The following is a 12,928-nucleotide window of genomic DNA, read 5'->3' as shown; positions in this document are numbered from 1 at the left end:
TTTCCACGGCTGCCCCGGCCGCCCCCCGCCGGCCCTGCGGACCACCCGCCGGGCCGGCGCCGAAGCAACGAGGAGTCCCATGACCGACCACACCGGCACCGCCGTCCCGCCCGCGCCGACACCGACACCGACACCGGCCGACGTCGGCCGGCTGTACGACCGGAGCACCGGCGTCGTGGACAGCGCGGCGAACGGCAACATCCACTCCGGCTACTGGGAGGACGACACCGACCGCAGTTCCCTGACCGAGGCCACGGACCGGCTCACCGACCTGGTGGCGGACCGGCTCGCCGCCTCCCCCGGCGAGCGCCTGCTGGACGTGGGCTGCGGAACCGGCCGCCCCGCCCTGCGCGTCGCCGCCGCGCGCGGAGTCCTCGTCGAGGGCATCTCCGTCAGCCGGGAGGAGGTCGAGGCGGCCCGGGCGCACGCCGGGGAGGGCGGGCTGGCGGACCGGGTCGCCTTCGGTCACACGGACGTCATGGAACTGCCCTTCGCGGCGGAATCCTTCGACGGCGCCTGGGCGATCGAGTCCCTGATGCACATGTCCGACCGGGCCGGCGCCCTGTCCCGAATCGCCCGGACACTGCGGCCGGGCGGGCGGCTGGTCGTCGCCGACGTCCTGCTGCGGCGGCCGGTGACCGGGGAGGTCAAGGAGTTCGTCGACCACATGTGCCTGGCCTTCCAGGCCCCCTGGCTGCCGGGCCCCGGGGAGTACCGGGAGGCCGTACGGCAGGCGGGGCTGGAACTGCTGGAGTTCTCGGACATCGGCGAGCATGTGCGGCGCACCTACCGGGAGTTCGCCGCGGCCCTGGGCGAGGCCGGGGCGCACGGCGGGGACGGCCCGGGCGGCGGGGAGGCAGAGGGCGACATCGTCGGCTCGGCCGACGCCCTGCCGCGCTTCGGGGAACTGCCGGAGATCGGCTACGTGCTGCTGGTCGCACGGCGGCCGGTGCGCTGACCGCTCCGCCGGCCCCTCCTCCGGCACCGGCTGAACACGGCGGTCCGCCGGCCCGTACTACCGGCCGGCGGGCCGACCGCCGGCCGGAGGAGGGGTTTCACCACCATGACCACCGAGCACCGCAGGACCGCCGCGGCGGTCGCCGCCTGCACGGTCCCGCTGCTGCTGCCCGTGCTGGCCGCCGCGCCCGCCCTGGCCCACGGCGCGCCGGTGGACCCGGTCAGCCGGGTGGCGGTGTGCGGTCCGGAGGGAGGCGGGCAGCCCCGGCCGGCGGTGTGCGCCGCCGCCGGCCGGAGCGCCGAGGCGTGGGACGGGCTGCGACTCCCGGACGTCGCCGGCCGGGACCGGCGGCTGATCCCGGACGGACGGCTGTGCAGCGCCGGACTCGACGGCTTCGGCTGGCTGGACACGGCGGGCACCGGCTGGCCCGCCACCCCCCTCACCGCCGGGGGTGCCCTCACCCTGACCTACCGGTCGACCATCCCGCACAAGGGCACCTTCGAGGTGTACCTGACCGGGGACGGATACGACGCCGGGCAGCCGCCGCACTGGTCCGACCTGGGCTCCGAACCGGTGGCGACGGCCACCGACCCGCCCCTGGAGGACGGCTCGTACCGTATCCGGGGCGCCCTGCCCGGTGACCGGACCGGGCGGCACCTGCTCTACACGGTCTGGCGCACCACGGACACCCCGGACACGTACTACTCCTGCTCCGACGTCCTGCTCACCGCGGAGCCCGCCGACTCCCCGGGCTCCGCCGACTCCCCCGGCTCCCCGCCCGCGGCACGCCCCGCCGCGCCCGGCACCGCGCAGCCCCCGCCCGCCGGCTCCCCCGCGCCGGCGGTACCGGCCGCCGCCGCCGACGGTGGTGGCGGGCGTACCGCCTGGCCCCTGTTCGCGGGCGGTGCGGCCGTGCTCGCCGCGGTGGCGGCCGGTGCCACCGCACTCCGCCGACGGCGACGCCACTGAGAGGAGGCGCCACCGCCCCCGGCCCGCGCTGTCCCGGCCCGCACCGCCGGGGACGGTGGTCCCCTTCTCATCGGGCGGTTCCCCGCCGGCGCCGCTTCTCCGGGCGCGGCAGCGCAACGGGTGGCGGCACCCGGTTCCGGCGGCCGGCGGCCGGGCCGCGGGGAGGACGTCGAGCGGCTGCCGGACGGTCCGCGGACCTGCCTCCGCGGCGGCCCCGGACCGGGTCAGCGGCTCCAGACGGTGCCGCGGGCCTGGTATTCCAGCATGGTCTCCACCTCGGTCGCGGCGTCCGGCCCGGCCTCCCGCTTCACCAGCCACAGGGCCAGGTCCAGCCCCGAGGTGATGCCCCCGGCGGTGACCACGTCACCGCCGTCGACCACCCGCGCGTTCTTGAACACCCCGCCCCGGGCCTCCAGTTCGGCTCGCGCCCGGTGGTGCGTGGTGCACGGGCGGCCCCGGACGAGCCCGGCCTCCGCCAGCAGGATCGCGCCCGTGCACACCGAGGCGATCGTCAGGCCGCGGCGCGGCGCGGCGGCCAGGGCGCGGGGCAGGACGCCGCTGTCGATCTCGGCCCAGATCCCGGGACCGTCGCGGCGCATGGTGCCTCCGCCGGGCACGACGATCACGTCGGCGGAGCGCGGCGCCCAGGTGTGCTCCACTTCGATCCCGGTGCCGTGGGCCGCCGTCACCAGCCGGGGCCGGCCCGTGGTGACGTAGGAGACCTCCACCCCGTGCTCGCTGTGTGTCCGGGCCAGGGAGAAGACCTCGTGGGGCGCGATGAAGTCCAGCTCGTCCGCCCCGTCGAACACCACGACGTGGACCCGCAGCGGCCCGGTGCGCGGCGCGGCCGCCGCGGTGCCCGCTCCGGCCAGTTGTCCGGCCGACGTACCGATACCCAGCGCGGCCGCGCCGAGAAGAACGTTCCTGCGTTCCATGTGACCTCCGCTCGTTCCTCCGGGCAGGCCCGGAGCTCCCTGATCCGTCCTGACCGCTCGTCGGCTCTCCGCCGCACGGATGCGGCCAGCGTCGCAGCCCTCACAGGCCGGAAACAGCCGCCCGGGTGACCGGCTGCGCTAGGTTCTGGCCATGCACGTGGTGGCTGTGCCGGCGCTGCGGGGGGCGGTCGGCTTCGATCTCACGACGGTCTGCCAGGTCTTCGCCTCGGTCCGGCTGCCCGACGGGTCCGCGCCCTACGAGGTGCGGGTCTGCGCCGACGCACCGGTCACCACCACGGCCATGGGCATGCCCTGCTTCGAGCTGACCCCGACTCATCCGCTGGCGGCGGCGCTGGACGCGGACACCGTGGTGGTGCCCGGTGTCGCCGGGCCGGACGCCGTCCCGCAGCCGGAGGTGGTGGCCCTGCTGCGGAAGGCCGCGGCGGCCGGGCGCCGAGTGGCCTCCATCTGCACGGGCGCCTTCCTGCTGGCCGAGGCGGGCCTGCTGGACGGGGCCGAGGCCACCACGCACTGGCTGGCGGCGGACCGGCTGGCGCAGGCGTATCCCGGGGTGCGGGTCCGGCCGGCCGTGCTGTTCGTGGACAACGGCCGGGTGCTCACCTCCGCCGGGGTGGCCGCCGGCCTGGACCTGTGCCTGCACCTGGTCAGCCGGGACCACGGCGCCGCCGTCGCGGCCCGCGCCGCCCGCGCCCTCGTCGTGCCGCTGCGGCGCGAAGGGGGGCAGGCGCAGTTCGTCTCCCATCCCGCGCCCGGCGCCGCGCCCGGGCCGGCCGGGCTGCAGGACACCCTGGAGTGGCTGCACCGCAACCTGCACCGCACGCTGCCCCTCGCCGACATCGCCGGCCATGCCGGGCTGAGCGTACGGAGCCTCAACCGCCACTTCCGGGCGCAGACCGGGACGACCCCGCTGCGGTGGCTGCTGTGGGCCAGGGTGGAGCGGGCCCGTGAACTGCTGGAGACCACCGGCCTGCCCGTCGAGCGCGTCGCGGGCCTGTGCGGCTTCGGTACGGCCGTGTCGATGCGGGCGCACTTCCACCGCCGGCTGGGGACGAGCCCGGCCGCGTACCGCAGGACGTTCCGCGCCCCGGTTCCGTGAGCCGCCCACCGGCGGGGCGGGCGCCGGGTGGACGGCCGGGCCCCGCCCCGCCGGCCTACTCCACGACGCGGCCCGCCAGGAGGGCCGCCGCCAGTACCGCGGCGACCAGGGAGAGCAGGGCGATCCGCAGATCCCACACCCCGGCGAGCAGGCCGACGAGCGGGCCCGCCAGCAGCAGTCCCGGCCACTGGCCGATGACCGCGACGGACACCCCTTCCCCGGCCGAGAGGCCGGGCTGCCTGCCCGCCAGCGCGAAGACGGTCGGCAGGACGCAGGCGGTACCCACCCCGAAGACGGCGAAACCGGTCATGGCCACCGCCGGATGCGGCCACACCAGTGCGACGCCCATCCCGGCGGCGGCGGTCAGCAGTGACACCCGCAGCAGCAGCCGGTGGCCCAGCCGCCCCGTCAGCCGGTCGCCCACCAGCCGGGTGAAGGCGGCGGTGGCGGTGAGGCCGGTGTAGATCGCGGCGGCGACGGCCTCCCCGGTCCCCAGGAAGTCGGCGGCGTAGATGGCGCTCCACTGGCCCGCCGCGCCCTCGGCGAACGAGTCCAGGAAAGCGATGGCGGCCAGCAGGGCGAGCTGCGGGGTGAACCGGCGCCGCAGCCGGGCCGCCAGCCCGTCCTCCCCCTGCCCCTGTCCCTGCCGCGGCCGGCCGGTGCCGTCGGTGCCCTCCGCCTCCTCGGGCAGCCAGCGGCCCGAGGCCGCCAGCAGACCGCCCAGCAGCAGGCTCACGGCGGCCATCTGCGTCCCCGGCGGCACCCCCGTCGCCGCGGCGAGCGTGCCCAGCGCACCGCCGCCGAGCATGCCGAAGGCGAAGCAGGCGTGAAAAGTGGACAGCAGCGGCCGTCCGTAGCGGCGTTCGACCTCGGCCGCCTGGGCGTTCATCGGCGTGGACAGCAGGTTCGCGGCGAAGCCCCAGGTGGCCAGGGCCGCCAGGAGCACGGCCGTGGCCGAGGCCGAGCCCATCAGGGGCGCGTTCAGCAGGATCAGGACCGCGCCCGCCAGACTCAGCCGGCGCAGGCTCACCCGCCCGATCAGCACGGTGATGACCGCCAGCGCGACGAAGTCCCCGACGACCGAGGCGGTGGTGGCCAGCCCCCAGGCCGCCTCCCCCAGCCCGACCTCGCGGCGCACCTCGGGGATGCGGGCCGACCAGCCGCCCATCGTCGCGCCCATGATCAGGAAGACCAGGCAGACCGACAGACGTGCCCGTACGGTCTCCCGCGCGGGGGGCGCCGGAGGCGTCCTCCCGTCCGGCCCGGTGGCCGCCTCGGTACCGGGTTCACTCATTCACGTCTCCTCACCGGTCTGCGGCATCATCGGCGGACATCCCGGGAGCACCCCGCACGACCTGCGGATACACCCGGAATCGGGCAACAGTGCGACATTAGAACACCGTCGGCGCGCGCCGGGCGACGGGGCGGGCGGGCGGAGCGGCACGGCGGCAGGCCCTCCGGCGGCCCGGTGTCCCGCGTTCCGTTCCTGCCCGGGTCCCGCGGCGGCTATGGTGCGGTCACCGTCGCGGACGGTGCGCAGGGCGTGGCCACGGGGGATCGGGCCACCCGGGGGTTCACGAGGGGGGCTGTTATGACGGACGAGCCGGCCGGGGGCGGCGGCACACCGGACACGGACCCTGTGCCGGGCGAGGAGTCCGTGCCGGAGTCCGTGCTGGAGTCCGTGGTGGTGCACTCCCTCGGAGCCGTGTGCGTCCGCCGGGCCCGCTGCGTCCTGCCGCCCGGCCTCGCGGCGTCCCGCGGGGCGGTACGGATCCGGGTCGAGGGGCTGCCGGTCACCGCGGTGGAGCACTCGCTGCGCGGCCGGGTCGTCTCCGGTCCGCCCGGGCTGCGGGTGACCGACATACGCCTCACCCGCGCCGCGGCGCACCGGCCGGACGGCGAACCGGCCGGACTGCGCGTGGAACTGACGGCCGCCGAGGACCGCGTGGCCGGACTGCGCGGGAGACACGACCGGCTCACGGCCGAGATCGAGGAGGTGGCCGGACTGCGGGCCGTACCGGCGCAGCCCCGCCGCGGTGACCCGCCCCGCCGGGCGCCGGTGGAGTCCCTGCTGGCGCTGGCCGACTTTCTCGACGCCCGGCTGGCCGGGCTCCACGAACGGCTGCGGACCGTGTCGGAGGAGCTGCGCGCGGCCGAGCACGAGACCGACGTGCTCGCCCACCGGCTCGCGGCGGCCTCCGGCGCGCTGCCGGACGGACGCGTCCGGGAGTCCGCCGCCGCCGTGCTGACGCTGGACCGCGCCGGGGACGGGGTGCCGCCCGGGGAGCCCGGCGGTACGGCTGCCGGAACCGAGCCCGGGGCCGGGGCCGAATCCAAGTCCGAGTCCGAGTCCGAGGGGGCCGGGCTCCGGGAGGCCGAGTTCGAGATCGAGTACCACGTGCCCGGCGCGACCTGGTCGCCGGTGTACCGGCTGCGCCTGGACGACACGGGCACCGGCACCGCCGGGACGCTCGTCCTGCGGGCCTGTGTGGCGCAGCGCACCGGCGAGGACTGGACGGGCGTGCGGCTGGGACTGTCCACCGCCGACCTGCTGCGGCGCGCGGAGGTGCCCCGGCTGAGGTCGCTGCGGCTGGGACGGCGGCAGACCGAGGAGCCCTCCGCGCCCGGATGGCGCGAGCCCCCGCCCGGTCTCGACGAGCTGTTCGCCGGTTACGACGCCGCCGTCGCCACCACATCCCCTTCCCCGCTGCCGGTGGCCGCGGCCGCCGGCGGCCGACCCCGTACCCGGGCCCGGATCGGAGCCGGGCCCGGTACCGCCGGGCCGGCCCGGACAGGGGCGGTGCCCGCGCCGGCGCCCGCGATGCCCGCGCCGTCCGTGATGCCGCCGCCCGCACCGGGCGGCGCGGAAGCCGCCGGGCTGTTCGCCGGCCACGGCGGACCGCCCGCGGCCGTCGGCGCGGCGGCGCCCGCGGCGTTCCGGGCCCCGGGCGGCGGCCCGCCGCCCGGGGAGTCCGCGGCGGCGACGGCATCCGCGGCGTCCACGGCGTACGGGCCGCCGCGGCCGGCCGGGGAGCTGCTCGACTACTCCCGGCTGACCCTGGCCGGTCCGGACGAGCCCGGCCGGCGCGGACGGCTGCGGCCCGCGCCGGAGAAACCGGGCACGATCGTCGCCGAGCGGCGCCGGCAGGCCGAGGCGGTGGCCCGGTTGCCGCGGCCCGCCCACGCGACGGACGTGCGGATCTCCGCCGGTTCCTTCCACCACCGCTACGACACGGCCGCGCCGGTCGACGTGGCGGCGGACGGTACCTGGCACACGGTGCCCGTGTGCGAACTCCCGGCGGAGACGGTGCCGGAGTACGTGTGCGTACCGTCGGAGGACCAGACCGTGTACGGCACGGTCCTGCTGACCAACACCTCGCACCACGCGCTGCTGGCCGGACCTGCCGACGTCACCGTCAACGGCGAGTACGTCCTGACCACGTCGCTGCCCACTCTCGCCCCCGGCCAGTGCCGCCGGGTCGGAGTGGGCGCCGCCGAGGGCGTACGGGTGGCGCGGCGCGTCCGGACGCACGAGTCCACGGCGGGACTGCGCGGCGGTACCACGGTGCTCGACCACACCGTCGAGGTGGAGCTCGCCAACCGCCTGGCCCACCGGGTGACGGTCGAGGTGCGCGAGCGCGTACCGGTCTCGGACGACCGGGACGTGCGCGTCGAGGAACGCCCGGCCGAACCGGCGTGGCGGGTCCTCGACGAGCCGCTCGACGACGGTGGCCATGTGCGCGGGGCACGGGTCTGGCGGGTGGAGCTGGAGCCGGGCCGGACCACCGTGCTCAGGGGCGGATACGAGATCCGCGTCCCCGCCGGGAAGACTCCGGCCGGCGGGAACCGGAGGGACCGGACGACATGACCGACACCGACACCACGCTTCCGGCCGGTACGGACGACGGCACCGGTGGCGCCGGCACGGGCGCGGGCACCCCGACTCCCCTGCCGGTCACCGCCGTGACCTGTATGGAGGACCGCGCCCAGCTCCGGCGGCAGGCGGCCGTCGAGCTGGCCGCGGGAGCGCAGCGGCTGCGCGTCGGGCCGGTCACCCCGCTGGCCGTGGACCGCTCCCTGCGCGCGGAGGTCCGCCGGGACGACTCCCCCGCCCCCGGTGTCCGGGTGGTCGACGCCCGGGTGGTGCGCACCTACGCGCCCCCGCGCCCCGGCGGCCCCGGGGAGGACGCCTCCGCGGCGCGCCGCGCGGTCCACGTCCTGGAGGAGGAGATCCGGACGGTCCGGCCGCTCCGGCAGCGGCTGGAGAGCCGGCTGGCGGTCCTCGCACAGGCGCGGGCGGAGCTGTACCGGGACGTGGCCGAGAGCGCCGGGGCGGGCGACGCCGAGCCGGAGCGCTGGACGGACCGGCTGGCCCTGCTCGACGGGGAGACCGAAGCCCGCGCGGCGGAACTGCACCTGCTGAGCCGCCGGCTGCACGGTCTGGAGAAGGAACTGGAGCGGACGCGCCGTACCCTGGCGCGCACCGAGGAGGAGCCCGCGGAGCTGACCGCCGTCGTCGAGGTGGTCGTCGAGGCCGACCATCCGGGACCGGCCGTGCTGGAGGTGGCCCATCTGGTCCCCTGTGCCCTGTGGCGGCCCGCCTACCGGGCGACGCTGGCCGCGGACGAGCGGTCGGTGCGGCTGGAGTGCGACACGGTGGTCTGGCAGCGCACCGGCGAGGACTGGGACGGGGTGCGGCTGTCGCTGTCCACCGCCCGGCCCGCCCTGGCCGCCGGCCCTCCGGCACTGCGCGAGGACGCGCTGGTGCTGCGCGACCGCTCCGCCGAGGAGCGGCACACGGTCCGCGTCGAGCTGCGCGAGGAGGAGGTACGCACCGTCGGCGCGGACGGGACGGACGGCGGTGACGGCGGCGACGGCAGCGGCGACAGCGGCGGCGGAGAGGGCACCGCGGAACTGCCCGGTCCGGCCGACGGCGGTGAGGTGCGGGTGCTGGCCGCCCCGGCCCCCGTCACCGTGCGCTCCGACGGACTGCCCCACCGGGTGCGCCTGTCGGCCTTCACCGCGCCGTGCCGCACCGCGCTGGTCTGCGCCCCCGAACTTTCGCCGCTGGTGACCCGGGTGGCCCGGCTGTCCAACGGCGCCGGGCACGTCCTGCTGGCCGGGCCGGTGGACCTGGTGCGCGGCGGCGGGTTCACCGGCCGGGGCGAGCTGCCGTTCGCCGGGCTCGGCGAGGAGGTCCTGCTGCCCTTCGGCAGCGAGGACACCTACCGGGTGGTGCGCCATGTCGAGGACCGGCGCGCCACCGGGGGCCTGGCCGGGCTCGGCGGCCGCACGGTGCTCACCCGCCGGGTGCGGTTGTTCGTCTCCCGGCTCGACGCCCCGCCGGACGGGGAGACGCCGGAGCTGACGGTCCACGAACGCGTCCCGGTCTCCGAGGTCTCCGCGGTCGGGGTGCGGCTGCGCGAGAACGCCTGCCGACCGGAGCCCGACGAGGGGCCCGACGCGGACGGCATGGTGCGCTACGTCCTCCGGCCCGCGCCCGGGGAGCGGCGCGAGATCACCCTGGAGTACGAGATCTCGGCGTCGGGCGCGGTGACCGGTCTGTGAGGTGGGCCGGGACCGGCCGGGCACCGGCGTCCCGCGTCCGGTGGGCGCGTACCGCGGGGCCGGCCGCGGCCCCTGACGGGTACGGCGGGCGGCCGGTCAGCCGTCGCCGTGGCGGACGAGCCGTTCCCGGGCGCGCCGGGTCACGGGTGCCGCGAGGTCGGCCAGCCGGGCGCGGATCTCCTCGCTGCCGAGCCGGCCCAGTTCGTCGCGGATCTCCAGGGCGCGCTGCCAGGAGGCCCGGGCCGCGCCCTCGTCGCCCATGGCCCGCTGGGTGTCCCCGACGCGGGTGAGCGTCCCGGCCTCGTTCCGGCCGTCGTCGAACTCCCGGAACAGCGCGAGCGCGCGCCGGTAGCAGATCAGAGCCTCCTCGTGGTGGCCGAGATGGTGGTGGGCGTGGCCGAGGCTGTCCCATACGCAGGCCTCCTCCCGGGGTGCGTCCAGGCCCTTCAGGAGCATCAGGGACTGCCGGCAGCCCTCCAGGGCCCGCTCGTGCTCGCCCAGCACGGAGCGGTACCAGCCGACCGCGTTGAGACTCACCGCCTCCCACATCCGGTCGCCCCGGGACCGGGCCAGTTCCAGGACGCGCTCGGCCCGCCGCAGCGCGGCGTGGTCGCGGCCCGAGCGGTGGAACAGGATGGCGACCGAGTGGTCGGTACGGGCCTGTTCGACGACGTCGCCGAGCTCCGTGAACAGTTCGGCGGCCCGGTCGAAGTGGACCATGGCGCCCTCGTAGCTGCCCATCGAGGTGTGGACGCGTCCGATGGCCCGGTGGAACAGTGCCTGCTCGGCCCGGTCGGAGCGCCGCTCCGCCGTCTTCAGGGCGGCGGTGTGCGCGGTGAGGGAGTCGCTCCACTGCCCCTTGCAGTCGTAGTACTCCTGCAGGGCCCAGGCCAGTTGCCTGGTGTGCGTGTCGAAGCCGGCGTCGATGGACTGCTTGACGACGGCGTTCAGCACCCGGTTCTCGGCGGTGAACCAGCGGATCGCCCGCCGGTGGTCGGTCAGCTTCTCGGGGGTGACGCCCGCCGCGGGCGGGTCGCAGGCCAGGGGCGGCTGCTGGGAGTTGAGCAGCGGAACGCCGGAGCGCGCGGTGTGCAGGTAGTGGTCGAGGCACCGGCGGACGGCCGCCCGGCGGTCGGCCTCGGTCTCCTCCTGTCCGGCCAGTTCACCGGCGTAGACGCGGAGCAGGTCGTGGAAGGCGAACCGGCCGGGGGCGTGTTCGCCCAGGAGGCAGACCCGGGTGAGTTCGGCCAGCAGCGGCCGGGTCTCCGGCACCGGCAGGCCGGCCAGGCCGGCGGCGGCGGGCACCGAGACGTCCGGCCCCGGATGCAGGGCCAGCAGACGGAACAGCCGGGCGGCGCCCGGGGTGAGGGCCCGATAGGACCAGGAGAAGACCCCTCGCACGTCGGTGGCGATGTCGGCCCCGGTGAAGGCGTCGAGGCTGCCGTGCAGGGCGTGGAGCTCGGCGGCCACGGAGCTCAGCGAGAAGGCCGGGTGGAGGGCGGCGCGGGCGGCGACGATGGCCAGCGCCAGCGGCAGCCGCGCGCACCGGGCGACGATGTCCCCCACGGCGCGCGGCTCGGCCGCCGCGCGGTCGGCACCCAGCCGGGTCGCCACCACCTCGCGCGCCTCGGCCTCCGTGGGCAGGCCGAGGCTCAGGGGCCGGGCCCCCTCCGTGGCGACGAGGCCGGACAGCTGGTTGCGGCTGGTGACGACGACCGCGCAGCCGGGCACCCCGGGCAGCAGCGGGCGGACCTGCTCCTCGTCCCGGGCGTTGTCCAGCAGGACCAGGACGCGCCGGCCGGCCAGCAGGCTGCGGTAGAGGGCGGCCTGGGCCTCGAGGTCGGCGGGGACGCGCTGCGGCGGGACGCCCAGCGCGGTCAGGAAACCGCGCAGCGCCTCGTCCGGCTCCATGGCGGCGCCGGTCGGGTCGAACCCCCGGAGGTTGACGAACAGCTGGCCGTCGGGGAACCGGCCGGCGATCCGGTGGGCCCAGTGGATGGCGAGCGTGGTCTTGCCGATGCCGGGCAGGCCGCCGATCACGGTGACCGGGAAGGCCGTGCCGTCCGGGCCGTCGCCGGGCGGGGCGAGGGCCTGGGCCAGTTCGGTGTGGCGGCCGGCGAAGTGGGCGAGTTCGGGGGGCAGTTGGGCGGGCCGTGTCACGGGGAGGGGGTCCGGGCCGTACCCGCCGTCCGCACCGTCCCGGAGGGTTTCGCCGTTCTCCGCGTCCCGGTCCGCGGCACCGGCGGGTACGGCACCCGGGTCGTCCGGCCCCGCCGACCGGCCCGCGGCCGGCGGGGCGGGGCCGCGGGCCGGAGGCGGGACCCGGTGTCCCAGGGTCCTCGCCAGGGCGGGTACGTCGTGGTGGAGGATCGCCCGCTGTATGGCGCGCAGTTCGGGGCCGGGCTCCAGGCCGAGTTCCCCGGCGAGGTGCCTGCGGAGCTCCTCGTAGCGTTCGAGGGCCTGCGCCTGCCGGCCCGACCGGTACAGGGCGTGCATCAGCAGGCTCCAGCCGGACTCGCGCAGGGGGTGGCGGGCGGTCAGCTCCTCCGCCGCGGCCACCGCCTGCCGCAGTTCGCCGTCGTGGACGAGGACCGCGGCGTGCAGTTCCAGGGCCTCCAGCCGGATCTCCTCCAGCCGGGCCGCCTCGCGGACGGCGAACAGGAGGTGGGCCGCGTCCGCGAGCGCCGCCCCCCGCCACATGGCCAGGGCCCGTTCGGCCTCCCGGCGCGCCTCGCGCACCCGCTGCCCGGCCAGGAGTTCCCGCGAGCGGGCCACCGCCCGTTCGAACCGGACCGTGTCCCGGCTCTCGGCCGGGACGTGCAGGGCGTACCCGGTGGGTTCGGTGATCAGCACCTCGGCCCGGTCCCTGCGGCGGCGCCGCGGTTCCAGCACCGTGCGCAGCCTGCTGATGTGCACCTGCAGGGAGGAGATGGCGCTGGAGGGCGGGCGGCCCTCCCACACGTCCTCGCTCAGCCGGTCCAGGGAGACGGCCCGGCCGTCCTCCAGCAGCAGCCGGATCAGCAGCGCCCGCCGCTTGGGCGGCCCCAGGTCGACCGCCGTGCCCGCCTGCCGGACCACCAGTGGCCCCAGTAGGTCGAACTCCAGTTCCGCCATCTCACCGGTCCCTGTGCTTCTCGCCTTCCCCGCATCCGGTCAGATCCCCATGGGAACGCCCGGGTTCCAGCCTGACAGAACCGCCGTCCCCGCACGGGTCGCGGAACCGACCGGAGATCACCGGGTGAGTTGTCGTGTTCCTCCTCCGGCGGCGGCCGCCGCGCCGGTGGGAGGGTGCCGCGGGCCCCGGGGAGCCGGCGCGCGCGCCGCGGGCCGCGCACGGTGCTGTGAGCAGGATCACCGGGGCCGTTGCGAAAAAGATGGAAG

8 protein-coding genes are annotated in these 12,928 nt (G+C 77.1%); 5 read left to right on the top strand and 3 right to left on the bottom strand.

Translation table 11 applies throughout. From position 1 onward, the window contains the following. Positions 1-79: 79 nt before the first annotated feature. Positions 80-958: an SAM-dependent methyltransferase gene (locus CUT44_RS24120; RefSeq protein WP_100204018.1), complete on the top strand. Its 879-nt coding sequence runs from the start codon at positions 80-82 to the stop codon at positions 956-958. Positions 959-1,063: 105 nt separating this feature from the next. Then, the gene (locus CUT44_RS24115) at positions 1,064-1,927 is read left to right on the top strand and encodes a lytic polysaccharide monooxygenase (protein WP_100204017.1); all 864 of its coding nucleotides are present in this window, start codon (positions 1,064-1,066) and stop codon (positions 1,925-1,927) included. Between the two features lie 224 nt (positions 1,928-2,151). Here CUT44_RS24115 and CUT44_RS24110 read toward each other — a convergent pair whose 3' ends face one another. Next, a complete protein-coding gene (locus CUT44_RS24110; RefSeq protein WP_100204016.1) occupies positions 2,152-2,862 on the bottom strand; it encodes a DJ-1/PfpI family protein in 711 nt (236 codons plus the stop codon). A 151-nt stretch (positions 2,863-3,013) separates the two neighbouring features. Between CUT44_RS24110 and CUT44_RS24105 the strand changes: the two genes are divergently transcribed. Then, positions 3,014-3,979, top strand: a complete 966-nt coding sequence (locus CUT44_RS24105; RefSeq protein WP_100204015.1) for a GlxA family transcriptional regulator — start codon at positions 3,014-3,016, stop codon at positions 3,977-3,979. Positions 3,980-4,034: 55 nt separating this feature from the next. On the opposite strand, the gene CUT44_RS24100 is transcribed toward CUT44_RS24105, so the two are convergent. Continuing rightward, positions 4,035-5,273: an MFS transporter gene (locus CUT44_RS24100; protein WP_100204014.1), complete on the bottom strand. Its 1,239-nt coding sequence runs from the start codon at positions 5,271-5,273 to the stop codon at positions 4,035-4,037. A 297-nt stretch (positions 5,274-5,570) separates the two neighbouring features. Here CUT44_RS24100 and CUT44_RS24095 point away from each other — a divergent pair, with 297 nt between their 5' ends. Together CUT44_RS24095 and CUT44_RS24090 are read left to right on the top strand one after the other, a co-directional pair. Further along, complete coding sequence (locus CUT44_RS24095; protein WP_100204013.1) at positions 5,571-7,847, top strand: DUF4139 domain-containing protein; 2,277 nt, start codon at positions 5,571-5,573, stop codon at positions 7,845-7,847. Beyond that, the gene (locus CUT44_RS24090) at positions 7,844-9,547 is read left to right on the top strand and encodes a DUF4139 domain-containing protein (protein WP_100204012.1); all 1,704 of its coding nucleotides are present in this window, start codon (positions 7,844-7,846) and stop codon (positions 9,545-9,547) included. The genes CUT44_RS24095 and CUT44_RS24090 overlap by 4 nt, the downstream gene beginning before the upstream one ends. A 96-nt stretch (positions 9,548-9,643) precedes the next feature. Here the strand turns inward: CUT44_RS24090 and CUT44_RS24085 are convergent, their stop codons facing one another. After that, entirely contained in the window at positions 9,644-12,661 is a 3,018-nt protein-coding gene (locus tag CUT44_RS24085; RefSeq protein ID WP_100204011.1) for an AfsR/SARP family transcriptional regulator, read from the bottom strand. Positions 12,662-12,928: the final 267 nt, after the last annotated feature.

This window comes from Streptomyces carminius (genome assembly GCF_002794255.1).
Lineage (GTDB): Bacteria > Actinomycetota > Actinomycetes > Streptomycetales > Streptomycetaceae > Streptomyces > Streptomyces carminius.
Note: the sequence above shows the minus strand (reverse complement) of the source record. Positions and strands in the feature narration are given on the sequence as shown.